Source organism: Maribacter sp. ACAM166, assembly GCF_005771495.1.
Taxonomy (GTDB): domain Bacteria; phylum Bacteroidota; class Bacteroidia; order Flavobacteriales; family Flavobacteriaceae; genus Maribacter.
The window spans coordinates 21,875-46,340 of the sequence record NZ_VAUW01000009.1 but is presented as its reverse complement, the minus strand read 5'-3'; the positions used below and the strand labels follow the sequence as shown (position 1 = coordinate 46,340).

Genomic DNA, 24,466 nt, shown 5'->3' with positions numbered 1-24,466 from the left:
TTTGGTTAGTACAAGATGTTGTCAAGTATCTTAACCAAATAGTGTTCGGCAGCAGAGAATTTCTTATCCGAATGGAACAATTCATTGAATTCTTTCTTTAAATCGGCCAATTCCATCTGGCTAAATTCGAGTCTACCAATAGATGTCTCTATTTTTTCTATGCTGGTATCCTCATCATCCATTTTAAATTCTTGATAAATAGAGGCAAAGGTGTCGCTGTTGGTTTTGTGTTTTATTATTTCTAGCTCATCTTCTGTCTGCACAGAATCTGCTTGTGCACAAAGTAATAATAGATAAATTTTCAGTTCATGCTTGGACCAATTTTTACTTGAGTTACTCATGAAGATGGGTTTAATTTGATGGTTATATTCTTTTACTAAATTGAAATAATGTCCAATATGAACTAAGCGTACACGCAATTTTTAAATGGTAAGGATGCATCTTAGGGGAAGTTTTATGCTGATAATGAATATTTTAAAATATACGATAATTCTTTAAGGCCGCTGGGGAAACTTTGGTCTAAATCACTACTAGATTTCACCTTTAATACCTCATCTGATTTACAATTAAATTATACGAAATAGTTTTAGGGTAGTCTAGGTGTTTTATAAAACGGTGTACTACAAATTTTTCAAAATACACCCAACTACTTTTTGTAGATTGATGTTTATTTTTGGGACTGTCTCTGGAGTTTATCATCGTCACTTGTGTTTGATTTTTTCACGAAACTTATCTTTTAAGAAATAGAGTACTGTTAATACTAAAATAAAAATACCGAAGCCGAAAACTTCATTTTGGGTAAGGTGTGATAATAACCAAAGAATGGTCAGGGTCGATAAAATCGGAATTAAATAACCCCCTGGTAGTTTGAATCCATCCGTTTTAATGTTTAGGTCACCGGTGTTTCTTCTGAGCTTAATTACAGCAAGAGAGACACCTAAATAAACTAGTAAAATGGTAGCACTAGAAATAACGGCCAATTGTTGAAACCCGCCAAATGATGCGAAAAGAAATCCCATTACCGCATAGACCATAACTGCAATATACGGTGTGGAAAATTTGTTGTGGATTTTACCTAAGGATTTGAACGGAAGCACGTTGTCTTTTGAGGCTTGAAATAATACTCTCGGCATACTCAATACCGCACTGGTCAACGTGCCGAAAATTGAAATAGCTGCCCCAACAACGATTATTGTAAACCCGATAGGGCCGAAAACTTGTTTTGCGACTTCACTCAAAGGGTTTTCTTTTAAAGTGGGTAATAAACCTCCAAGAACCCCTTGAGACACTGTTTGTAGGAGCATGTAAAGCATCAAAACACCTACAATACTTATGAATATCGCCTTTGGAATATTCTTTTTAGGATTTTTGACTTCGCCGCTTATTGATAAACCTGATTCTGCGCCCACAAACGCAAAGAAAAGTAGAAGTGATGTTTTCCCAAATTCTGTTAGGGAGGGGGTGGCGTGTATTTCAAGATTGTCAAAAGATACTTCACCCCAACTAAAGAACACAAGTAATAAGAGCGGAACCAATTTGGTAATGGTTATGATTTTCACCAAAGCCATTCCTTCTTTAACCCCTTTGACATTGATATAACCCAACACTCCAAATAGGATAAAGAAAATTAAAATTTTTACAGTTTGAGATTTAAAAAATGGGAATATAGATCCAATGATATCTATCATGATATTTGCTATCGCCGCATCCCCAGTAGATGTAGAAAGAATAAAAAGGACTGCTGTTAGAAAGCCAAAATACGGTCCAAAGGAAGATGTTATGTAGGTGTATGCGCCACCTGAAGTAGTTATCTTACTTCCGACCTCAGCAAAACATAGCATTACCAAGCCGATAAGAAGTCCACAAAATAAATAGGCAAAAATACTGGCGGCTCCAAGTCCGGCTGCAACGATGGCGGGCAACGCAAATATACCGGCCCCAATCATAATATTAATTAGGTTACTGCTTAGGCCTAAAACCCCAATTTTCCTTTTTAACTGTTCGTTCTTTTCTTGCACTTTCTGATTATGAATTTCTTATTAAAGAAGACCCGAAAGTAGCTTTCGGGTCTTACAAGTGTTGGTCAGTTTGGTAAATAGCTAATACAAAAAAAATACTGAAATCGACTTGGTACTATTTTATAATTTATGTGTTGTCATTATTTAATGGCAATTGCAGCACTTGTTGGCCCCGAAAGTGGGATGATAGAGACTTCTTGAAAACCAGCTTCTTTGGCCAATTCGTTAAAATCTGAAGCGGTGAAGTCGTACCCTTCCGATGTTTCAATAAGCATATTTAAAGACATGAGCAGTCCGAAAGTATTTTCACTTCTATCATCATCGATTATATTTTCAATGATGACCAATGCCCCTCCTTTAGGTAGAGCATCATATGCTTTTTTGATGAGCATTGTTTTATCCTCTTTACCCCAATCGTGTAATATATTGCCCATGGTGATTACATCTGCTTTCGGAAAATCATCGGTAAAAAAATCACCTGATCTGATGTTCACTTTTTCCGTTAAACCCATATTTCGAATGTTTTCCTTTGCTATGGGTTCAACTGGGGGCAAATCAAAAGAAGTGCATTTCATATGCTGGTTAGTAAGGCTCACATGTGCTGCAAGAAAACCTCCAGCACCACCAATGTCACATAATGTTTTGTAATTTGAAAAGTCGAATTGATTGGCAAATGCCATAAAATTCCCCAATTGAATTCCACCCATTGCACTGACAAATTCCCTTAGTTTTTTTGAATCAGCATATATTGCTTCAAAAACAGGTTTGCCTCCATTTTTAGCTTCATTTTGTGGTAGACCGGTTTTTAGGCCCACTTCCAAATCGTTCCAAAAGGAATACAATCGGTTATTACACATTTCTAACATTCCGCCCATATAACTTGGTTTGTTTTTATCAAGAAACAAATCGGTATCCTCTGCATTCCTATAGCTACTCGATTCCTTCAGCCCCTTTCTTTTTAGAAACCCCAAAGCGACCAATGCATCTAAAAAGTCATAGAGATTACGATTATGGAGTCCGAGTCTGTTTTGAACTTCCTTTCCGGATAGTTCTCTTTTTGAAAGGATGGTAAAAAGTTCCATGTTGACTGCGGTCAGTAAGGTTTTCGTAGCCATAAATCCCGTACCAATCTGCATAATTTTTGATGGATTAATTTGTGTTTTAACAATTGCTTCCATGATTTATAATTTTTTAGTTTTTAATGCAATTACTGTTAAAAGCGGATAATCATTATTGAAAATTTCATGAATATCTGGAAATATCTTTAATTTTCGTTTGTGTTACCTCGTGGTTCCAGTCGCCATTATTGGCAGGCTTTCAATGCAGCTATTCTTCATTTGTAATTGTTGCGTGCAAATTCAAAAAAGGTTGTGCATCATGGCCCCAACTAAAAACTATTACTTGTTCCTGTTTTTATTCTGCTTTATACACATCCAATTCTATTTCAATCATAAATTCTGGCAATGCCAATTCTTTTACACCAAGCCAAGACCCTGTCGGAAATTGTTTCGTATAAATTTCATTTCTATAAGAAGCAAATTCCAAAAACTTGGGCATAGTGGTGGTAAACACATTTTCTACAATAACGTCATCAAAGGTGCATCCGTAATGTTTTAAGATTTTCTCCAAATCGGCATAGCAGTTTTTCATCTGTTGTTCAAAATCACCTACCGCTGTTGGATTCCCTTCATCGTCCATACTTACTGCACCTGATATTTTTATGTCATTCCCTATTTTAACGGCATGTGAATAGCCATAAGCTTTCTCTACTTCTGGTCGCAGGTGAAAATATTCGGGAATTTCGGATTTAACTTCTATTGCTTCGGTCTCTTTTGCTTTTTGTTGTTGGTTACATCCAAAGGCAATGATTGATATTAGAACTAAAATAATTCCAAGTTTTAAAAAAGTTGTTATTTTCATTTATTTTACTATTGAAAAGGGTCATGATTATTTATTCGCTGCATCTGCTAATTGCTTGGTATCTACATATTGCTGAAAGGCGACTACTTTTCCATCTTGCAATGTCCAAAGGTGTGCTGCCTGTGCATTGAATAGAGCACCATTGTTCTTTCTTTTGCCATCATACCGTAAGGTTGCTAGCACTTTGTCGTTGTGCATATTATGAAGTTCAATGTCCTTGAGATTAAAGAATTCGTGTTCTTCCCCAAGCCGTGCAAAGACGCCATTTAATACAGCTTCTGGTCCTATGTATGGATTGCCATCCGCTAGAGCATTACCCTCTGCTTCATTCCAAATCACCTTTTTATTTAATAATCCAAGAACGGTAGGGATATCACCTTTTTCAAATGCGTTGTATACATTGTTTACAGTAGTCACATTACTAAGTGTTTTCATTTTTTTTTAAAATTTCTTTGGCTTTTCAATTAGTTTAAAAAATAGTCAGACTAAATTCTACCGTTGACTACATATTATGAAAAATGCCGTGAAGTATAACATACTTCACGGCATTGGTATTATTTTTCTAATAATGCTCTGTTGAAATAAATCATCTCTGAAATAATTTTTCCATCTTCATCAAAATCGTCATTCATGTGCATTGATAGTACTATTTCTTTTTTGTCAGCCTTTCTGATTAAATGTAAATCCCACCAAGACAATACTGATCTGCCATTACCCATCTCATATTCTAAATAGTCAGGATAGCCAATCATTTCTATAGATTTAATTTGAAAAGCGTCTAAGAATTTTTGCCGTATTGCTTTTACATTAGCTTTAGAATCGGATACCTTTAAATCGTCATTTATATTATAAAACCTTGCATCTTCACTATAGTAACTTATAGCTTTGTCTAAATCTGAGTTTTCAAATGCATACATAGCCTTTCGTACAGTATTAATATTATCATGATGGTTGTAGAGGGTTCCGTTGGTACGGTTAGAAAAACTTTGACCTAATTCATCAAATATACTATCGTTAAAATAGTTAATAATCATCTTAATTTTATTGTCTTTGGTTACTACAATAAGACGATGTATAGGAGATGAAAGCTTTACTCCCGTAGTTTTATGAACTCCTTTTAGCATTTCCCACGTTTGTACCCATACTTCCTCGTTTTCATTATCTTTTTTGTACTCAATAGCATCGGGGTATGCTCCCGGAGAATCAGATATGGAGAAATAATCCAGCTCATCAAACCAACGGTAGGAGTTTTTAATAAACCGTCCTTTTTCTGTGCCTTTGACATCAGGATTTGTAGAAACCCCATTATATGCTTTAAAATCATCAGATAATAAACTGGCTAATTTGGTGGTATCTCCACTTACAAGAGCAGTTGTGAAATTTGCTGCTACGTCAATGGCCGGATGTTCCATATAAACTGTTCCGTTTTTCTTTTGAGCAAATGTGATGAGCGATGTCATCATAACGAGCATTAAAATTGTTTTTTTCATGGTATTCTGTTTAGTTAATTAAATTGGTTATTACATTGGATAAAAAAACAAGCAGACTTAAATTTTACATTACATAAGTGGTTTTTTTCAACAACACTAAAATTGAAACTTATATAGTGTTAAAATGGCTTCATCCGAAACCTGCCTGCCTGTTGTTTATATATTCAAAATCAAATAAATACTATTTTGTTAGGGCGTTTAAATAGCCCATAAAGATTGGCCTTATCATAGAATGCTATACATCATATTTTATCTAGTATTGGGCTGTCATTCATCATTTTATAGTAGCAGAAGACTAACGTGTAACAAATACAATGCTGCTAGCATAAAATTTAATTTTTGTATGGTATAAATTATTTATTCATATCTGGTATAGTAGGTTTAAATTACTCAGCTGGTGGTGTTAGTTTATACCCTTGTTTCGTTAATAAGCTGATATAGTCTAAATAATAATGCATGGCCGTAATTTTATCGTCAACTACTAATGATGCAATATGGTAAGGTACAGGTGTTACTTTTCCAGTTTTGATATTTGTTAGGGTGTTTACGCCCCAAGTAAGCAACCATTCCCCTTCGTTCCAATTATTTTCAACTTTTATAGGCAAATACAGATCATTCGAAATATTATGATTGTAGTTGGCAAAGCTATTCGTCCAATATGCTTTGTGTTGCGTTGCATTTAACGAATCTAAACCACCACCAAGCCCATAAACCATTGCGTCTTTGGACATCAGGGCGGCTACACCATCGGCATTGCCATTTTGTAGTGCTTTTACATATTTTTTAAGGGTTTCGGAAGCAGTCTTAGCATTGTTGAAAACTAAAGTCGCGGTGGTTACTTGAGCCTTGCCGGCATTTTGTAGCACCTTTACATATTTTTTAAGGGTTTCGGAAGCGTTCTTAGCATTGTTGAAATCTAAAGTCACGGGGTTTTCTTGAGCCTTACTAACTGTAACAGCAAATACCAATACGACAAAAAGAATGGTCATTTTTAATCTTTTCAAAACTTCTCGGTTTTATTGATTAGCAGTAATTATTGATAGGCAACTTTGAGTTTTGTTTTAAAGAAATTGATAATCTAAATGAAATACAATCTGTTTTGGACGGATGAGATTTTAAACTGTCCGAATACCTACATTTATTTATCGAAGCTTTTAGGTGGAATGGAATTACCCAAAATTTATAGGATAATTAGAGGGGTAAATTCGTTGGTAAGCGATTAATCAATTCTCACAATTCTTTACTATTAAGAATTACTTTTTCACCACTCTTTCTAAAAGTGAACTATGGATACGTGAAAATTATTGGTTTGGCAGCTTTTCGTTCATGTCTTTTAGGGTCATCACCAAAAGCTATTCTTTTTCTTTTGAAACAATTCTACGATAATTTCATCAGCGCTGAAATTAGAGGGTATTTCAAATACGTTAAATTAATTTAACTATGGTGACACGTTTGATATCAAATAATTAATCCTGAAAATGTCTCGGGGCTTAGTTGGGGATTTATGATTTTAGGATAGGGTAGTGGTTGGCAGTTGTACTTCTTGGATTGTACCATCGCTGTTTAAATACACTTCGTAAGAATGATTCTCACGGTCTAGCGAGATTGAGGTATGAACTTCTCCATTCATAAAATGGATGGCGGAACGGTCATCGCAGGCATAACCATCAGTAAGCTTTTTTGAAAGAATATTTTTATGGTACAAGGGTCTTCTAGATTTCTCGGAGTTGTAATGTGGACAATGACTCTTATCAATAAAACTCATTCCTTCGACGATGCTTAGCTCTTTAGGTCTAGAATCTGTAGTGCCACCATTGAACCAGCATAATGAACCAGCACTTCCGCCACCCATAACTACACCATTCTCGTAGGCTTTTTTAAGGGCAACGTCAATGCCTTGTGCTCTCCAAATAGCTAACATGTTCAGGGTGTTTCCACCACCTATGACAATAGCATCCATTCTTTTGATGATCTCTTCGAACGATTCTTTTTGGTCGTATGAATTGATCCAAACGCTCATTACGTGTGGAACCACATTAATTTGCGAGCATACCTCATAAAACGAATCTATGTAATTTTGGTCTTCTCCACTTGCAGTAGGTATAAAGCAAAGGTTAGGCTTCATTTTACCTGTAGCTTCTGCCATATATTTTAAAAAGGGCACGGTATGTCTTCCACTACCATAAATCAAAAGTTGTTTATTCATGAAGACAAATTAATCCATTCTAAAAATATACGGGCACTTTAAAGCTCATATTTTTTGATGTTTTCGAATTAAATTATTTCATCTCCCCTCAGGTTGCCGTATTTTAAACTTGGATTTAGACTGCCTTGCTAATTACATTATTTTCATAATAGGTCGTATAATCAGCTATTTTTCATGAATAATAAAATAGACCGAAAAATTCATTCTAAGCCTTACTTGTCTTCCTTTAAAGTTCATTGTGTATAATAGACTATTTTATAAATACCCACAGGTAAACGCTTTTTTATCGTTCTATAACCTCGGCGGGAATATGATTTGATTTTTCTATAGTAACCTCTGTTACACCAGGCGTTCGTTTCTAATCTTCCATCAATTTATAAGCTTGTTTTTCCTTTCTAATAGGGTTCGGGTAGTTGGATTCTAATACCTCTTTTATGTAGAGAACGGCGAGCAACTTAGTTGTATGATGTATATTTGGATATCTACTTTTTATGATTAAAAATTGCGTTGCACTTCATTTGTCATTTTCCTCTTTCTTATTTCATTACAGGTGGCGATATGGTATATCCCCATTCCTCCATAAGGCCTAAAAGGTCAAAACAAACAGCCTCATGTACAATGTGGCCTGTGTCATCGAAGGTTAGTATACTTATGCCCTCCGTATGGCCTTTTTTTCCGGAAGGGGGAACTTTTCCGAACATTCCTGTATTGGTTCCTGTGCCGGTCCAATTAACATACGTTCTATTTCCGACCACATTGATTTCTTTTTCTACCATTTTAAAATCTGGCATAGCCCGATGCCAAAACTGCATGGTCTTGAAAAGTTCGTTCTGATTTACCGAAATAATCTCGCCATTAACGTTACGTACTAGGTTCTTAATAGTCACTAATTGATGCAAAATTGTATCATTGTCACTCCAGGCACTTAAATAGTTCTTTGTGGCTTTTTTTAAGGTTGATGCGGTGGGGCTGGCAATCGTTAAGTCTGTTTGAGGCTGTATTGGTTTTCCGTCTTTGCATCCAAACGTAAGTAGTATCAAAATGACGAAGAGGTAAAAGTATTGTTTTCTCATGATGAATTTTTTTTCGATATTTTGGTTAGCTGCTACCAAAACCCATAGGTTTTACCCCTAAACGCTGTAATAGGCATTGCATCTAGATTATCACTTCCGAAAATCACTGTGTATCATAATAAACGGCTAATTTATTTTCTACTAATTTGATGAGTTAAAATCGCCGCCCTATGTAAGCTGTATCATATTAAAAGAAAGTATAATTCAACTAATCACATTAGAATTTGGGATGGGATGATGTTTATATTGTCCGAAGCATAGAAATTATTGATCGGGAGATTACTGGGTAGAATGTTGTACATTTATTGAAAGCTCATTTTCCTCGGTGAGAATCAACTTGCAAAATGGGTGCCTTTTATCAAAAATTCAGATACGTTGTTTTATTGTCTTTTTTTGGACTTAGCTTTAGCTTTGGTCAAATAGTTGATTTGAGCAGCGTACATCCTTATAAAAAGGTGTTTGTTGAAACTGATAATTTCGGAGCCTCCTATCTGGATACTTTAGAGCATTGTTATAATCAGGTTAAAATCGATTCTGTTCAATTCTCCATGCTCAATGATTTGGCTTATTATTGGCATACCAGAAACTTAAATACGGCAATGGCCTTTACGAAAAAGGGTCTACAGCTTACCTCTTTGAACAATGAACTTACCTGGAATGGTAGGTTCCAAATCACTCAGGGGGCAATTCTTTTACGAATGGAAAAATTAGACAGTGCCAAAATAGTTCTAGAATTGGCCAAGGCTAAGGTCGAGCAATCCGATTTAGCATTTTTGAACACCCAGTTGGGCTATGTATATGAACGCAGGGGCCAATTAGACAAAGCGGCTGATTATGCACTAAAAGCGCTAGATTTAGGTGAAAAGCTGAACAATAATAAGGCCATGGCTATGGCCTATAGTGATTTGAGCAACCTTTTTTGGAAACAGGCAAAATTTGAAACTGGTTTGGAATATGGTCTTCGTTCCTTAAAACTCTTTGAAGATTGGGGTATTACCGATTTGGACTATGGCTTTACGTTATATGTCACTGGTAATAATTATCTAGCACTAGAAGACTATGAAGAAGCACGTAGATACTATGAACATTCCATCATCATTGGTGAACGCTATGGGTTTTACAATAATTTGAGCGATGTCTATATTTCTTTGGTAGATCTCTATTCCTATTTGGGCGAATTTGAGAATGCTAGAGAAGCCGGTCGAAACGCTGTTAAATATGCCGAGCTTCTGGAAAATAACTTTATGCTTATGCGTTCTTGGTTAGCCATTGGAAAAATGCAAAATAAGTGTGGAAACTATGAAGAAGCAATTAAGGGGCTCAAAAAATCGATAACAACGGCCACTGAAGATTTTGGTGATGCCTATTATTTGAGCGACGCGCACAAAGAATTGGGAAGGGCATACGCTAGTAACAACGATTATAAAAATGCGTATAATGCATTTTCCGAATATGATTCCCTAAAAAACGAAGTTTTTACCGCCGAGGCCGATCACCGTATTTCACAATTAAGAACAGAATTTGATGTTGCACAAAAGGAGGGAACCATAGTATTGCAGCAGGCCCAGATCAAAAAGCAGCAGACATTACAACAATTTATCACCATCATAACTGTATTGTTATTATTGTTGCTCTTATTGGCTTATAAGGCCATTTCCAACAATATCAAAAAGAACAAACTGTTGCAAAAGAAAAATTCTGAAAAAGAATTCTTACTGAAGGAAATACACCATCGGGTAAAGAATAATTTGGAAATTGTTTCCAGCTTATTATCCCTTCAGGCCGCATCAATTGTAGATCCCAATGTTTTGGACGCTATGGAGCAGTGTCAGCACCGTGTGCATAGTATGGGCATGATTCATCAGAAATTATATTTGGGCGAAAAACTAGCCACCGTAGAAATGAAAGATTATTTTAATAATCTATCTGACTACATTATCCATTCTTATGGACAAAATGAACAGGTGATAGTAGATTTAGAAATGGATGAACTTGAACTTGATGTAGATATTGCGATACCTATAGGTCTTATTGTTAATGAGTTGATTACAAATTCTCTAAAGTATGCCTTTCCAGCTAATAGAAAGGGCAATATACATTTAGCTTTAAAGGAGAAAGGAGATTTACTTATCTTAGAGGTGAGGGATAATGGTATAGGATTGCTATCGGAAAATCGTGCAGACGGTACTGGTTTTGGCACCCATTTAGTAAACTTGTTGGTTAAGCAATTGGATGGAAAAATGATTTTGGTAACTGATCAAGGTACATCCGTATACATAAAATTTCTAAATACAAAGGCAGCTTAAATGAAGAATGATAAGGTCAATATATTGATAGTTGAGGATGATATGATCATTGCAGCGAACCTGTCTATTCAGTTAACAAGTCTTGGCTATGAAGTTGCTGGCATTTTACCTAGGGGAGAAGAAGCCATTATGCACGTTAGAGAGCATTCTCCGCACATAGTGCTTATGGATATCAACCTAAAAGGTACAATTAGCGGTATAGATACCGCCAAAGCCATTCAGAAAAGTAATGATATTCCCATAATATACCTTACTGCGAATAGTGACGATGCTACCTTTGAGAAGGCAAAGGAAACCCAACCTAAGGCATTTATTACAAAACCTTTTAATAAATTAAGTTTACAACGTACTATCGCTTTGGTCGTTGAGCAACTGAAAGAAGGCAAAGAATTGAGTCATAATACTCAGGAAATAGAAGTACTCGAAGACCGGATTTTCGTACGACATAATGGAAGAATGGAGAAATTACTATTAGAAGACATACTCTATATTGAGGCCAATCGCAATTATTGTAGCTTGATTACCAAAAAAATAAATCACATACTTACATGTACGCTGAAGGTTATGGAAGATAAGCTTCCGAAATCTAGTTTTGTTCGTGTGCACCGCTCTTTTATAATCAATATCTCTAAATTGGATGTTTTGGCCGATGGTCATTTAGAAATCGGAAGAAAGGTAATTCCTATAGGAAAATCGCATAAGGAACTGTTATTGAATCGGATACGTACAATTTAATAGGTTATGTTCTCTGGTAAAAGTTTCTAGACAGTTTATTTAAGAAATATAAGTAGGCCTTAAATCAAAATATGAATTACTTCGAGGCTGCAGCATCTGCAAAGATCAAGCTGATGCGAGAAGGTATTATGGCAAGGAATATGAACTATGTTTGTATGGCCCAACGGATTACAATGGCACGTTAATTAGAGGGAATCGATAGTAGGTGTTTATACTTTTTATAACTAAAAAACCCCCATGATTATAGTCATTAGGGTTTTGTTTATTTGGTTTTTTTTAATTAAAACTAGTCTCTACTACTAGAGTCGTTTCTTTTTTTAGGTCTACTCGTATTTCTATTATTTTTTCCTCGGAAGTTGTTGCCGCCTGGTCTATTTCGAGTTTTATTTGCCGAATTACCCTGGCCTCTAGGAGTTCTTGCTGGCCTATCATCATCTTCATCCTTAGTATCCTCATCCATAAACTGATGTTCGGGCATACGAGGCACTTCTTGCTTAATGAGTTTTTCAATATCACGTAGGTATGCTCGTTCTTCTTTATCACAGAACGATAAGGCAGTTCCGCTTGCGCTGGCACGACCTGTTCTTCCAATACGGTGTACATAAGTTTCAGATACATTTGGTAGGTCATAATTTACCACCAATGATAGTTCCTCAACATCGATACCCCTAGCGGCAATATCGGTAGCGACCAATACTTTTAATTTTCCGTCTTTAAAATCACCCAATGCTTTCTGTCGTGCAGTTTGTGATTTATTACCGTGAATAGCTGCAGAATTAATATCTGCTTGTGCCAATTTCTTTACAATCTTATTCGCACCATGTTTCGTACGTGAAAATATCAATACAGAAGCCTCTGGCTGTTGTTCTAATAAATGCACCAACAACTTAGGTTTATTTCCTTTGCTTACAAAATAAACACCTTGTTCCACTTTCTCTGCAGTAGCCTGCTCTGGCTTAATAGTGACGCGTTCAAAATCACCCAACATCTTACGTGAAAGCACTACGATATCTTTTGGCATTGTGGCCGAAAAGAAAAGTGACTGTCTTTTTGAAGGTAGTTTAGCAATTATTTTTTTGATGTCATGAATAAAGCCCATGTCCAACATTTGATCGGCTTCATCTAATACCACATGTTCTAAATCCCTAAACGAGATAAAACCTTGATTCATTAAATCTAACAAACGCCCTGGCGTAGCAATCAAAATATCAACACCACTGCGTAAGGCGCTAACTTGTTTCCCTTGTTTAACACCACCGAAAATTACGGTATTTCGAAGTCCGGTATGTTTACCATATGCGGTAAAACTTTCGCCGATTTGTATGGCAAGCTCACGAGTAGGGGTAACCACCAATGCTTTTACCTTACGTTTTGACTGGCTTAAACTAATGCCTTCATATAAATGATGAAGTATCGGAATACCAAAGGCAGCTGTTTTTCCTGTACCCGTTTGTGCAACACCTAAGAGGTCTTTGCCTTTTAGTAAAATAGGAATAGATTGTTCTTGAATTGGAGTAGGGTGAGTATAACCTTCAGCTTCTAAGGCTTTTAGGATTGGTTCGGCGATGCCGAGTTCTTTAAATGTCATGTATTTTAAATAAGCGGCAAAGGTACGCTTATTGGTTGACAGTTGTTTGTTGCTAGATGATAGTAATTTATAACCTGTTCATAGCGGCTTCGGCACACCGTTCTCCATCCATCGCTGCGGAAACAATGCCGCCTGCGTAACCACCACCTTCACCGCAAGGATATAACCCTTTGATAACCGGATGCTCCAATTGTTCGTCTCTTGGGATAGTCACAGGTGATGAGGTTCGTGATTCTACCCCTACAATATTCGCCTCTGAAGTATAATAACCGTGCATCTTATCCCCAAAGGCTTTAAAACCTTGGCGTAGTCTGCTTCCTAATAATTTAGGTAAAAGGGAATGTAAAGGTGCCGAGTTTAATCCGGGTTGATAGGAGGTAGAATTTAAATCTGCCGATAAATTGCCGTCTACAAAATCTGTTAATCGTTGTGCAGGTGCTGTTTGTGTGCGTCCACCTGAGGTAAAGGCCAAGCGCTCTAAATCTTTTTGATATTCTAACCCTTTAAGGGCTCCGAATTTTTCGTATTTGGGAATGTCTTTATTTACATCAATCTCTACTACAATACCAGAATTGGCATACAGGTTATTGCGTTTGGATGGAGACATTCCATTTACCACCACTTCACCTGGTGCTGTAGCAGCAGGTACAATAAATCCACCGGGACACATACAAAAAGAATATACACCTCTCTCTTTCACCTGCTCAACTAAACTATAGGATGCGGCAGGTAACAACTCGTTACGCTCTCCAGAGCAATGGTATTGAATACTGTCTATGATATGCTGTGGATGCTCTACACGAACACCCATTGCAAATGATTTCGCTGTTAAAGCAACATCCTTTTTATGAAGAAGCTCAAAAATATCACGCGCTGAATGTCCAGTAGCTAATATGAGTCGGTCTACTACCATTTCATTCTTTTCATTCAGGATAATGGCTTTTAGTGTATTATTCTGAATACTGAAATCGGTCACTTTGGTGTTAAAATGGACTTCACCGCCACATTGAAGAATGGTCTCTCGAATATTCTGAACGATCTTTGGGAGTTTGTTGGTGCCGATATGTGGATGTGCATCTACCAAAATTTGGTCTGTAGCCCCATGAAATACTAAACTTTCAAAAATACGACGTACATCGCCACGTTTTAGGCTACGTGTGTAAAGTTTACCGTCAGAATAGGTGCCTGCACCGCCTTCGCCAAAGCAGTAATTACTTTCACCGTTAACCAAGTGATCTTGATTGATCGCTTTTAGGTCACGTCTTCGTTCTTTTACATCTTTTCCGCGTTCTAGTACAATAGGTTTGTAGCCCAGTTCTAGGCATCGTAGTGCAGCCCACATTCCTGCAGGGCCAAATCCTACTATATGAATCGATTTTGCGTTAGATACATTTTTGTATTCAAAGGATAATGCGTTGCTAGGAGCAGGTTCATCAATATAAACGGCCAGTTTGTAATTGAATACGATTAGCGGTTTACGCGCATCAATAGATTTACGAATCACTTTTAACTGAAAAGAATTTTCAGAGATACCTAAATACTTGGCAGTTCGTTTTTTTAAGCTTCCCGATAAAGCTTCTTCCTCTAAGGTTAACCGTATCTGCACATTTTTGACCATGCTGCAAAATTAAATCAAATTAAGGGATTGCCTCGGTAATCCTCGTATTCCTTTTTTTTGTAAAAAAAAAGTTTGTTATTTAAAGGAGTGGAAACAAGGGACTAATAAGAAAATGGAGTAGAGTTTTTTAAAGCAGCAAGCGTTGTAATGCATTATGATTTTGTCAAGATGTAACTATCTCCAATTAAATTTGTTAACCTCAGTGTATCGTTTGCAAAACTATAATCAAACGTGTCACTCAATATTAAGCTCCAATTGAATTCAGCAGTCCACGGACACTGATTTTTAAATTTAATTATCGTATTTGAAATTGAGTAAGTACCCTTACAAATAGCTGGAAACTTAACGCTATCACTTTCTCCAAAAAAAAATATTTTCATCCAATGTCAACTCTACATTTGAGCTATTCAGGCCTCGTTGAAAAGTCCCAATATACTGTCCGTCAATATTTCTCTTGAGATCATTATTATCACAACCTAATATCGAAAGGACTCCGATTATCAAAACTAAAACTTTTGTTTTCATATACAGTTAGATGAAATTATTATACAAAGGTTGCTTAACACTGCATAATAATGCTGTAGCATAGCCTGGCAAGTATTCTATTTTATCAGGTGTTGTGTGAAGGTTTTATTTTTTTGGTGATGTTTTCTTTTAGTCTTGATTAGTTTATATCTAAAATCATCATAGAATAAGCTAATTAGTAAAATCACAGCACCTAAAATTAATGTGTTTAATTTTAAATCAACTTTGGAATAAAAAAATCCACCGAATAATCCACCTGCAAAGAAGAATGCAATAATATAAATCCGCAGCTTAATATTGGCTTTTAGTTTTTCTTTTTGTGGATATAGCCTCGGCAATAACAATTGAGAAATGTCAATGCCCAAATCTGTAAAAAGGCCGGTTAGGTGCGTCGTACGCACTACAGCATTTGATATTTTAGTTACAAAAGAGTTTTGTAATCCCATAGCAAAAAGTAGTGAACAAACAACTAAATTAGAAGATTCTATTTCAATAAAATTACTTATAATTCCGATTGATATTAAAATAAGAGCCTCAATTATGGTTGGTAAAATGAAGATATTAAGTTGTCTGTTTTCTCTAAACTTCTCAATTAGAAAACTGGACAAAAAGGAACCAAAAAGAAAGGAGAAAATATAAAGGAAATATATTGTGCCTTTCCAAAATTCAAAATTAGCAACATCATTAATAAAAAGAGCAAAATGACCTGTTACATTTGTAGTCAATTGTTTGAAAGACAAAAAACCCGTAACATTAACAATTCCAGCTACAAAAGAAAGAATAGTAGCAATACGCAGATTATGTTTTAATGTTCTGCTTTTACCTTGATGTCTAAACATGCTGTTTTTATTTAATTCAATCGTTCAAATTACATATAACCGTTCGTGTTTGAAACATAGCTTATATTGGGACGCTAATTTTTTCAGGTTTACCTGCTGCCCGGTTAAAATAGAGCCGAATGCTTATTTTGAATATTAAACTAATCAATCTAAAAAGCCATGATTTGGCCAGATCAGCACAAGCTTTAAAAAATTGAAAGTCATTGTAAGTATTCGATAATGCGAGTAGGGAAGGCAAGGCTGCTTTTGGCAAGGATAACCATTCTATAGCTACAAATAGGATTTGAGTCTCGAAATATTATTTAATATTGATGTGTAGGTTTCACAATGGAGTGTCAGTGTATTTTCATTAACGATTTTATTTTGAAAAAAAAGGTACTATTTACTTGATTAAAATTCTATTTAACGTTGCCTTTTGAATAGTTGAAATTCAAAGATGCCAATCTTTTAAATGCGTTAGTTACATAAGATATTTCATAAATCGCTTTTTCTCAGGAAAAATTGGTATGCTCTTCTTTTCACTAATTCAAAATCTGGTAGCCATGTAAAGGGCTATGGTCAATGCTATATTTTCATACTCTACCTTTTTTAAGATGTTAATTTCTAAACATGTTGCTTCCAGTGAAAACTGTAATGAACACGTATATAAACAATAGCAAATGTCATACCCTATTTTATCGAATAATCAATCCGCTATTATTTATACAAAGTGTTTACTAATATTCTTATTTTTTGCTTTTCAACATATTCTTAATCAACTTGTTCCATTTCTCAATCGATTGTAGTTCTCCACTAAGTTGGTAGTTCACATCTGCATCGTAAAATTCAAGAACCGTGTCAGGCTTATTTTTGTCAATTGGACTAAGGTTTAAATTTAGCCGGTCGATTATTTTCCCCTTTTGAGCCAATGACCTGCTGACATTGGTTATTTCACAATTATTGACAGTAGATAGGTTAACAAATTGCTGTTTAATAACTTTTCTAGTGTTTAAAATAAAACATACCGATTTGGTTACATTATCGATGCCAATGGCATAATGTCCAAATATTTCGTATTCAGTTATTTCGCAATCATGCTGTTTTGCCACGTCTTTGAGGGACATCAATACTAATTTTTCTTTATTCTTTGTATTTCTGTTCGTTAATACAAAAGGCATTGCACATAGGGCAACGCATGTGATGCCGATAGCGGCTATTCCTAATTCCATTTTATATTTTTTATATTTTTTGATATACTGATTTTTGTATAATGTGGAAATCCACACCATATCAATACGTTATATAACCACCTGAAGGATAGTCTTCAGAAAAATGGTTTACCAAAAATTATGGAATGGAAAAATAAGGTCAGACTTTCGATGCCTAATCAATAAGGTTTTAGAGTAAATTATATATTGTTTAAATCTTGCATTAAACAGTAATTCACTTGACTTTAGAACTACCCAAAAACCTTTAGAATGGGACTCATAATTAGGTGCTACAAATTCTGCTAGGTTGACGCTACAAATTTGAGATTCTTGCGCATGGGGCTGAAGAATCTTGTATGCTGAACTAAAGTATTTTTTCTGCTCATTGTTTTGTTCAATAGTTTGAGCATTAGCATCCGATAAAGATTTTGCAGAACTAGAAATACCAATACAATAAATTGTAATGAGTAGTAATACTTTCAGTACTTGATGCAAATTTTTCATCTTTAGCTATTTAACTTTTATAAAGTATTTCATTTACTTCATTCAAGCTATCTTCATTATCTAACAAAAGAACTAACGTGTCATTAGCTTCAATAACCGTAGATCCTCCTGGACGTACAAATTTACTATTTCGCTTGATCATTACGATGAATGCTGATCGCGGAAAATGTAAATCTATAATTCGTTTGTCAACAGCATAACTATCAGGAGGAATTGATACTTCTTCCATTGCTGATTTTGGTAAATTAAGAATGTACCTATCATTTTCTGTAATGGGTTTTACTTCTTCAGGTAAGGCAACGTTCAACCATTTAGCGAAAATAGACAACGTTGTTCCTTGAATTAGAACAGATGTTACTGAAATAAAAAATACAATATTGAAAATCATATTTGCTTTATCAATTCCTGCTAAAAGCGGATAGGTGGCAAATACTATTGGGACTGCACCTCGTAACCCGACCCAAGAAATATAAAATCTTCTTCTAAGTTTCATTTTGAAAAACATCAAACTTAAAAACACACTCACTGGTCGGGCTACTAGGATGAGAAATATCGAAATGAGCAGGCCAATGCCCATGTAAGGAATAATTTGAGAAGGAAAAACGAGTAAGCCCAGGGTAAGGAACAGAACAATTTGCATTAACCATGCAATACCATCGAACATTTTCAAAATTGTCGATTTATGTATTAAATCTTGATTGCCTAAATAAACAGCACAAATGTAAATGGCAAGAAATCCGTTACCGCCTATCACATCAGTTGCCGAAAACGTAATAAACATTAACGCTATAACCAAAACAGGGTATAGTCCTTCAAAACCAAGTTTAATTCTGTTGATAATAATTTCACTCAATTTCCCGAAGGCGAAACCTCCGATGCCACCCAAAATCATTTGTTTCAAAAATAATGGAATGATGGAAAGAATACTAAGGTCTTGGTTAATTACTAAAGTCAAAAATGCAATAGTTAGTACGTACGCCATAGGATCATTACTACCACTTTCCAATTCTAACGTTTGTCTTAGGTTGTTCCTCAACGCAAGATTCTTTGAACGCAATATAGAAAATACCGCCGCTGCATCTGTAGAAGATACAATTGAGCCTAATAACATACTTTCATAAATAGTAAAATCTGTTACGAACCAAACGAATGTACCTAGGGAAACAGTTGTTAGTAAAACCCCTAAGGTGGATAAAACAATACCCTCTCTAAGAATCGGTTTTACAGCTTTCCAATTTGTATCAAGTCCCCCAGAAAACAAAATGAAGTTAAGTGAAACGATACCAATGAACTGTGCAAGTTTAGGGTCGTTAAACCGAATACCAACAATACCTTCAGAACCTGCCAGCATTCCGATAGCTAAAAAGAGTATTAAGGTAGGAACGCCAAATTTATAGGATGTCTTACCAACAATAATGCTTATAAAAAGCAGTAGGGATCCAACTAACAGTATGTTTTCAATGGTTAAATTCATTATTTTTAATTCCCAAAATAAACCTGTGTAAATTTAGTTGTTTAGAACAAAAAATCTATTTAAACAGCTTGTTTGTTTTAAAGTGTTTTTGGAGGTATAAACTTCGGTTTAATAACAACTGCTCAGTCAGTGTTTTGCAATTGTAAACTCGTGCAGTACTTGTGGTGTAACTAATATTTCTGCATTGCCTGAATACGTATTGAAAATTACTATAAAAAAACTCAAAGAATCAAATGCTTGAACCTCTAAACTTAAAATTATAGTTTCTTAGATTAAGCAAGAGTTTGTTTATTTTTAATCTAGCTCTTTATTTTATTGTGTGTTGGCTTTTATCCACGATTAAACGTAGTTTCTAACTATGGAAAAGCCAGAAATGAAACTTGTAGCTCACCTAACTTTTTGTAGCCTAAAATATTCATATGGATAGGGTCATGATAATACAAATCCTTATTGTGTATGTTATAACCACCTAAAAGGAACTGGTCAAGAACCGGTATCCCATGGAGCTCACAGACCATTTTTTGCATTTCAACATATTGAACCATACCTTGTGTATAGAATGGGTCATACGAGCCCCTATCATTAAATGCCTTGCTCGATGTAAAGAAGTATATGACAGCAGAGGGGTTCATCTCGTAAATATTTTTAATACAATAGTTAATTCCTCCTGCTTGGGTCATTAGTTTTTTCTCATCATAACCATCAAATTCAGTATAATCGGTATAAGACCCAACCGCTCTTTGATTGGTATAGTCATTTGTTGATGCCCATAGAATATAAATATCAAAAACACCAGCTTCATCAACTTGTTGCTGCATTGATTTTCCTTGTAAAGAAGAAAATCCTGCACCTGAAAATCCATAATTGGTAATGTTCATTCCCAAGTGTTTTTCCCATAGCATTTTAGCACTTTCACTTGCAGGTATAACCGAAACAGAGCCGCCAAAAACGGCTACAGACTTCCCATAATTGAAGGATTTTTTAAGTGTTAAGGTGTCTTCATTAATTTGTGAAAAAGCACTACTCGAGAATAAAAAATATAGAACAACCAAATAATTGAAACTTCTTTCCATTTTATGCACATTTTAAATTCAAATAATCAAGATACTTATTATTTGATGAATTTTATAGCTACACCTTTTAACTAAGACATTTTTTAGCATGAATTTAAATGTCTAGTTCTTATTCAAGAGGTATCTAATGTCTATTAGGGCAGATAGTTTATCACGTTGGGTCAAAATGGTGACTAAAAGTTTCTTTAAATCTATACTGGACAAAAAAAATGGACAGTCTATTTAAAAACTGCCCATTTAAGCTATACATTTTATTTCTCTATGAAGCTGACACTACACCAAGTGTGTATAATTGCTCGAGAGTTGGTGATTCACTACCACCTGCAGGCTCTAATGTAATTCCAAATGCTTCAGATTCATTAGGGTTGTTAAGTGCAAATACCTTATTTTCATCCAAAATAAAACCTTCAAGCAGACCCATGCTTGTTGGGGTAAGTGGAGAAAGTTTTAAGGACCAGACTTGGTATACAAAACCATCTGGAGGCTCTGGCAATCCCTTGGCATCTATATATACCTTTTGATTTTCCTTATTCCAATATGCTTTGGCATACGATGTAGGTGATATTTCTTGACCACCTAATGATATAACACGAATGTTCTTATCCCGTATGGTATTTAAAAGTTCCTTTGTCTTTCCTAATGAAGAATCTGTATCTGCTATTTGTTGCTCTAGGCTATTATTCTGTTGCTCAACAACCTGTATATCAGATTTCAGCTCCTGATTTTGCTGATACATCCAGAACATACCAACGGCAAGCAATAGGGACGCTGCCCAACCAACATAGGATAACAGTGAACTACTACGTTTATCATCAAGTGAAATAACTTTGATTTCATCATTGATTTTATCCATGATCGATTTAAAGGAATACTTTAATCCTGGTGATGCTTTTTTAGATAGTTCCAATATAGAAGCCTCAATTGCTACTATTTCATTCTGAATTTCTGGATATGCTTTTGCATAGTTGGCTATTTCCAGATTCTCTTTTTCTGAAAGTATACCGGCTATATAAAGCTCCAATATTCCCGATGCTATGTATTTTTGTACATCCATTCTATTTACTTTCCATGTTTTCCCTTAATTGGGAAATGCAACTTCTATTTCGTGTTTTCACTGTTCCAATAGGAATAGCCAATTCTTCTGCGGCATCTTTTTGAGTGTACCCTCTAAAGTATAATAGCTCGATGATTTGAACACATTTCTCTTTTAAATTATTAACAAGTTTTCTTAAACCGTTAGTGTCTACTGCTGAAACTTCATCTTCCTTGTGCTGTAAAATACCTACGAAGTAATCTGCGGAAAGGTTCTTTTTTTCATTTTTATATGATCTACTGCGTATTTCATCGATAGCTGCATTTCTTGCAATATTTAGTATCCATGTAAAGAATCTGCCTTTGGATGAATTGTAGCTTTCGGAGTTATTCCAGATTTTTATAAATACATCTTGACAAATCTCTTGGGCAATACCATCATTTTTTACAATGGTATTGATAACGCCACAGATATTATCGGCATACATGCCATATAATTTCTCGAAAGCTGAAGGGTCTTTCTTTTTAAATTGATCAACCAATAGATCTAATTGCATAATTAAATTTTAGAATCTTCTAAAAATAGAAAAAGCTGTTCGTAGAACAGCTTTTATCAAATAAATTTTTAATCTTATTCAATTATACCTGCACAACTTACACGTGCACCGGCAGCACCACTAGGTTGAGAAGTATAATCATCAACTCCTTGATGTACAATAACCCCTTTACCTAGAATATTTTTATTTTCATCGTCACAGCCAATACACCACTCATCCGTTGAGAACTCTACTGTTGCATTACCCTCTGCATCTGCAGTAAAATTACCGATATCGCCTTTGTGGTATCCTTCTGTTGCATCCCATTTACCGTGTGGTTCATTGGTAGGATTCCAATGTCCGCCTGTAGAAGAACCATCCGCTGCTGAACAATCTGCTGTTTGGTGAATATGTATTGCATGCTCACCTTCAGAGAGACCTGATAACATTGCTGTCATACTTACTTCACCCTCTTCTTCAGTAAACGTAACATCTCCTTTTACATTACTATCACTTTTAGGCTCCATCATGAATTTTATGGTTTCTACCGTTTTATCTACGGTCATTTCTTCCATTGTTTCTTGGGCTTCATCCATAGCATCAGAAGATTCTTTTTTTACCTCCTTACAATTGTAAAAACTGACAACCGTTAAGGCAAAGACTAATATTTTAATATTTTTCATTATGTTTTATATTTTAATCCAAACTAATCATTTAAATGACTAATGTCAAACCTTTTAATGATATACGTTATTCTTTATTTGATTCCCGTTAATTAAAAGGCCTAAAGCCAAAAATATTCTTTTTTTCAATATCATCGACTTAGGTATTAAATTTGTTTTTTAAGCATAACCTCTGCCTTTAGGGCAACTTTGCTCCAAGTTTTACTTATACCATCCTTACCAGTGCACAAAACTTCATAGGCTTTATTTATGGCTTTTATAGCTTCCATTGCATCCCAACTTTCTAAACCCATTGCTCCATTAAAATTGATTTTAGTATCACCGATTGTTATATATTTCAATGGAATTTTCTGGGTTTCACCTTTCAAAGTTACATTTATGGAACATTTTTCATTTTCAACATTAAACATACCAGAAATTATTTCTGTGTTATTCATAACTCCAAAGAAAAATTCAAAATTTTTTTAATCTCTTGTACCGGTAGAATCGTTAGTGAATAGACTACTAATCGGAATTCTGAACTTTGTGCCGTTTAAAACTTCTAAAACAGTATTGCCTCCATGGGTCTTTGTAATATTTATCATTTTAATTCTCTACCAACAGGAAGTTTTTCAGTTGTTTTAAAGGCCGTAAAACTAACCATAGTGGAATCTGGAATTAAGCTGAAGATTTCAGATGATTTTGATGCTACTTCAATGTCCTTTATTCCCTGATTTTGTGTGTCTTTACAACTAGAAAATAGTACTACTAGAGTACTAGGAAGATGAAGGCTATTTTTTCATTATCCTGAATTTTATTGCCACTATAAAGCCTAATTAAAATCATTCACTTTTCTCTTTGAAAACACCCCTTAAATCTGTATTGAAGACTATGCCTAGTTGTAAACGGTCAAAATCAGCCTGTCTAAAATGATTTTTCAAATATCCGAATTGCATACTTAATTCACTAGTAACATTAACTCCAACAGCTGCATATAAACGGTTTTGTCCAAACGCTTCATTTTGAAGGTTTAAAAATATTTCATCGTAAAAGTTTAAAAAGAAGGTATCTGTTAAAGGTAAAGTAACTTGTAATCTATACCGTGCGCGATGTTCGGTTCTGCCCAAATCTTGTTCTGGATCACTTAGAATATTAGTTTGGGAAATAAATCGTTGTTCCAAACGATATCGGTGCTCAAAATTAAATTCCCAAACTTTATTTTTTAGAATGAACTGTTCAAAAATTCGATGCTCAGATAAATTTGCTTCCTTTAAGCTACCTACAAAGGTTGGGTCTGTGTCTATATAGCCATATCCTAAAGTCGCAATGGCATCTGAATTAATATGATAATTAACTCCGGTTCTTAACAGCATCTGATTAAAATTAGATGCTGTTTCGTAATACCTAAACTGTGCTTCGGTGTGTATACTCCATTTTTCGGCTATTTTATTGGTACCGAAATACATGAACCAACTGCCTAATTCCTTCTCTCCATTTAATTGATTTGCACCATTTTGGGCATTTAAATTTAAAATAGCTGTTACTACTACTAAAAAGGTACTAATTTTCTTCATTCGTCGTTTTAATTTATAATTCAATTACTTATTAAGGGTTTAATTCTCCGAGTCTTACCTCGAAAATATAATATTATTTTCTGAATTCATACTTGATGACTATGCC

The 24,466-nt window shown here is 35.1% G+C and carries 23 protein-coding genes; 2 read left to right on the top strand and 21 right to left on the bottom strand.

Going from position 1 to position 24,466, the window contains the following annotated elements; translation table 11 throughout:
* Positions 1 to 5 precede the first annotated feature (5 nt).
* The 9 genes from ES765_RS08650 to ES765_RS08610 all read right to left on the bottom strand — a co-directional run bounded on the left by ES765_RS08650 (position 6) and on the right by ES765_RS08610 (position 8,707).
* Positions 6 to 341 (bottom strand): hypothetical protein, encoded by a 336-nt coding sequence (locus ES765_RS08650; RefSeq protein ID WP_138113250.1) that lies wholly within the window; start codon positions 339 to 341, stop codon positions 6 to 8.
* Positions 342 to 701: 360 nt separating this feature from the next.
* On the bottom strand, positions 702 to 2,018 hold the full coding sequence (locus ES765_RS08645) for an APC family permease (RefSeq protein ID WP_138113248.1): 1,317 nt from the start codon (positions 2,016 to 2,018) through the stop codon (positions 702 to 704).
* 140 nt (positions 2,019 to 2,158) lie between these two features.
* Positions 2,159 to 3,196, bottom strand: a complete 1,038-nt coding sequence (locus ES765_RS08640) for a methyltransferase (protein ID WP_138113246.1) — start codon at positions 3,194 to 3,196, stop codon at positions 2,159 to 2,161.
* Positions 3,197 to 3,431: 235 nt separating this feature from the next.
* On the bottom strand, positions 3,432 to 3,938 hold the full coding sequence (locus ES765_RS08635; RefSeq protein ID WP_138113244.1) for a RidA family protein: 507 nt from the start codon (positions 3,936 to 3,938) through the stop codon (positions 3,432 to 3,434).
* Between the two features lie 27 nt (positions 3,939 to 3,965).
* Positions 3,966 to 4,373, bottom strand: coding sequence for a nuclear transport factor 2 family protein (locus tag ES765_RS08630; RefSeq protein WP_138113242.1), 408 nt, complete (start codon positions 4,371 to 4,373; stop codon positions 3,966 to 3,968).
* A gap of 119 nt (positions 4,374 to 4,492) precedes the next feature.
* Positions 4,493 to 5,428 (bottom strand): nuclear transport factor 2 family protein, encoded by a 936-nt coding sequence (locus ES765_RS08625; protein ID WP_138113240.1) that lies wholly within the window; start codon positions 5,426 to 5,428, stop codon positions 4,493 to 4,495.
* 386 nt (positions 5,429 to 5,814) lie between these two features.
* Entirely contained in the window at positions 5,815 to 6,432 is a 618-nt protein-coding gene (locus tag ES765_RS08620) for a nuclear transport factor 2 family protein (protein WP_212744222.1), read from the bottom strand.
* A 506-nt stretch (positions 6,433 to 6,938) separates the two neighbouring features.
* Positions 6,939 to 7,634, bottom strand: a complete 696-nt coding sequence (locus ES765_RS08615; RefSeq protein WP_138113238.1) for a peptidase E — start codon at positions 7,632 to 7,634, stop codon at positions 6,939 to 6,941.
* Between the two features lie 536 nt (positions 7,635 to 8,170).
* On the bottom strand, positions 8,171 to 8,707 hold the full coding sequence (locus ES765_RS08610; RefSeq protein WP_138113236.1) for an ester cyclase: 537 nt from the start codon (positions 8,705 to 8,707) through the stop codon (positions 8,171 to 8,173).
* Between the two features lie 428 nt (positions 8,708 to 9,135).
* Between ES765_RS08610 and ES765_RS08605 the strand changes: the two genes are divergently transcribed.
* Together ES765_RS08605 and ES765_RS08600 are read left to right on the top strand one after the other, a co-directional pair.
* Positions 9,136 to 11,013, top strand: a complete 1,878-nt coding sequence (locus tag ES765_RS08605) for a histidine kinase dimerization/phosphoacceptor domain -containing protein (protein WP_249356293.1) — start codon at positions 9,136 to 9,138, stop codon at positions 11,011 to 11,013.
* Positions 11,014 to 11,748, top strand: a complete 735-nt coding sequence (locus ES765_RS08600) for a LytR/AlgR family response regulator transcription factor (protein ID WP_138113232.1) — start codon at positions 11,014 to 11,016, stop codon at positions 11,746 to 11,748.
* A gap of 286 nt (positions 11,749 to 12,034) precedes the next feature.
* On the opposite strand, the gene ES765_RS08595 is transcribed toward ES765_RS08600, so the two are convergent.
* The 12 genes from ES765_RS08595 to ES765_RS08535 all read right to left on the bottom strand — a co-directional run bounded on the left by ES765_RS08595 (position 12,035) and on the right by ES765_RS08535 (position 24,360).
* Positions 12,035 to 13,336 (bottom strand): DEAD/DEAH box helicase, encoded by a 1,302-nt coding sequence (locus tag ES765_RS08595; RefSeq protein WP_138113230.1) that lies wholly within the window; start codon positions 13,334 to 13,336, stop codon positions 12,035 to 12,037.
* 67 nt (positions 13,337 to 13,403) lie between these two features.
* Positions 13,404 to 14,954, bottom strand: coding sequence for an NAD(P)/FAD-dependent oxidoreductase (locus ES765_RS08590; RefSeq protein WP_138113228.1), 1,551 nt, complete (start codon positions 14,952 to 14,954; stop codon positions 13,404 to 13,406).
* Between the two features lie 602 nt (positions 14,955 to 15,556).
* A complete protein-coding gene (locus ES765_RS08580; protein ID WP_138113226.1) occupies positions 15,557 to 16,318 on the bottom strand; it encodes a YoaK family protein in 762 nt (253 codons plus the stop codon).
* 725 nt (positions 16,319 to 17,043) lie between these two features.
* Complete coding sequence (locus ES765_RS08575) at positions 17,044 to 17,526, bottom strand: hypothetical protein (protein WP_138113224.1); 483 nt, start codon at positions 17,524 to 17,526, stop codon at positions 17,044 to 17,046.
* Between the two features lie 108 nt (positions 17,527 to 17,634).
* A complete protein-coding gene (locus ES765_RS08570; protein ID WP_138113222.1) occupies positions 17,635 to 18,009 on the bottom strand; it encodes a hypothetical protein in 375 nt (124 codons plus the stop codon).
* 10 nt (positions 18,010 to 18,019) lie between these two features.
* Positions 18,020 to 19,483 carry a potassium/proton antiporter gene (locus ES765_RS08565; RefSeq protein ID WP_138113220.1) on the bottom strand — a complete coding sequence of 488 codons (1,464 nt, stop codon included), beginning with the start codon at positions 19,481 to 19,483 and terminating at the stop codon, positions 18,020 to 18,022.
* A gap of 356 nt (positions 19,484 to 19,839) precedes the next feature.
* On the bottom strand, positions 19,840 to 20,556 hold the full coding sequence (locus ES765_RS08560; RefSeq protein ID WP_138113218.1) for an SGNH/GDSL hydrolase family protein: 717 nt from the start codon (positions 20,554 to 20,556) through the stop codon (positions 19,840 to 19,842).
* Positions 20,557 to 20,815: 259 nt separating this feature from the next.
* On the bottom strand, positions 20,816 to 21,610 hold the full coding sequence (locus ES765_RS08555) for an anti-sigma factor domain-containing protein (RefSeq protein ID WP_138113216.1): 795 nt from the start codon (positions 21,608 to 21,610) through the stop codon (positions 20,816 to 20,818).
* Position 21,611: 1 nt separating this feature from the next.
* The gene (locus ES765_RS08550; RefSeq protein ID WP_138113214.1) at positions 21,612 to 22,145 is read right to left on the bottom strand and encodes an RNA polymerase sigma factor; all 534 of its coding nucleotides are present in this window, start codon (positions 22,143 to 22,145) and stop codon (positions 21,612 to 21,614) included.
* 74 nt (positions 22,146 to 22,219) lie between these two features.
* Positions 22,220 to 22,807 carry a superoxide dismutase family protein gene (locus ES765_RS08545; RefSeq protein ID WP_138113212.1) on the bottom strand — a complete coding sequence of 196 codons (588 nt, stop codon included), beginning with the start codon at positions 22,805 to 22,807 and terminating at the stop codon, positions 22,220 to 22,222.
* Positions 22,808 to 22,953: 146 nt separating this feature from the next.
* Positions 22,954 to 23,244, bottom strand: a complete 291-nt coding sequence (locus tag ES765_RS22040; protein ID WP_212744221.1) for a hypothetical protein — start codon at positions 23,242 to 23,244, stop codon at positions 22,954 to 22,956.
* Positions 23,245 to 23,628: 384 nt separating this feature from the next.
* Positions 23,629 to 24,360 carry a DUF2490 domain-containing protein gene (locus tag ES765_RS08535; RefSeq protein ID WP_138113210.1) on the bottom strand — a complete coding sequence of 244 codons (732 nt, stop codon included), beginning with the start codon at positions 24,358 to 24,360 and terminating at the stop codon, positions 23,629 to 23,631.
* Between the last annotated feature and the right edge of the window lie 106 nt (positions 24,361 to 24,466).

Coding starts and splice junctions, on each gene's coding strand:
- ES765_RS08650 (WP_138113250.1), bottom strand. CDS start 341: ATGAGTAACTCAAGTAAAAATTGGTCCAAGCATGAACTGAAAATTTAT.
- ES765_RS08640 (WP_138113246.1), bottom strand. CDS start 3,196: ATGGAAGCAATTGTTAAAACACAAATTAATCCATCAAAAATTATGCAG.
- ES765_RS08635 (WP_138113244.1), bottom strand. CDS start 3,938: ATGAAAATAACAACTTTTTTAAAACTTGGAATTATTTTAGTTCTAATA.
- ES765_RS08630 (WP_138113242.1), bottom strand. CDS start 4,373: ATGAAAACACTTAGTAATGTGACTACTGTAAACAATGTATACAACGCA.
- ES765_RS08625 (WP_138113240.1), bottom strand. CDS start 5,428: ATGAAAAAAACAATTTTAATGCTCGTTATGATGACATCGCTCATCACA.
- ES765_RS08615 (WP_138113238.1), bottom strand. CDS start 7,634: ATGAATAAACAACTTTTGATTTATGGTAGTGGAAGACATACCGTGCCC.
- ES765_RS08610 (WP_138113236.1), bottom strand. CDS start 8,707: ATGAGAAAACAATACTTTTACCTCTTCGTCATTTTGATACTACTTACG.
- ES765_RS08600 (WP_138113232.1), top strand. CDS start 11,014: ATGAAGAATGATAAGGTCAATATATTGATAGTTGAGGATGATATGATC.
- ES765_RS08595 (WP_138113230.1), bottom strand. CDS start 13,336: ATGACATTTAAAGAACTCGGCATCGCCGAACCAATCCTAAAAGCCTTA.
- ES765_RS08590 (WP_138113228.1), bottom strand. CDS start 14,954: ATGGTCAAAAATGTGCAGATACGGTTAACCTTAGAGGAAGAAGCTTTA.
- ES765_RS08580 (WP_138113226.1), bottom strand. CDS start 16,318: ATGTTTAGACATCAAGGTAAAAGCAGAACATTAAAACATAATCTGCGT.
- ES765_RS08575 (WP_138113224.1), bottom strand. CDS start 17,526: ATGGAATTAGGAATAGCCGCTATCGGCATCACATGCGTTGCCCTATGT.
- ES765_RS08570 (WP_138113222.1), bottom strand. CDS start 18,009: ATGAAAAATTTGCATCAAGTACTGAAAGTATTACTACTCATTACAATT.
- ES765_RS08565 (WP_138113220.1), bottom strand. CDS start 19,483: ATGAATTTAACCATTGAAAACATACTGTTAGTTGGATCCCTACTGCTT.
- ES765_RS08560 (WP_138113218.1), bottom strand. CDS start 20,556: ATGGAAAGAAGTTTCAATTATTTGGTTGTTCTATATTTTTTATTCTCG.
- ES765_RS08555 (WP_138113216.1), bottom strand. CDS start 21,610: ATGGATGTACAAAAATACATAGCATCGGGAATATTGGAGCTTTATATA.
- ES765_RS08550 (WP_138113214.1), bottom strand. CDS start 22,145: ATGCAATTAGATCTATTGGTTGATCAATTTAAAAAGAAAGACCCTTCA.
- ES765_RS08545 (WP_138113212.1), bottom strand. CDS start 22,807: ATGAAAAATATTAAAATATTAGTCTTTGCCTTAACGGTTGTCAGTTTT.
- ES765_RS22040 (WP_212744221.1), bottom strand. CDS start 23,244: ATGAATAACACAGAAATAATTTCTGGTATGTTTAATGTTGAAAATGAA.
- ES765_RS08535 (WP_138113210.1), bottom strand. CDS start 24,360: ATGAAGAAAATTAGTACCTTTTTAGTAGTAGTAACAGCTATTTTAAAT.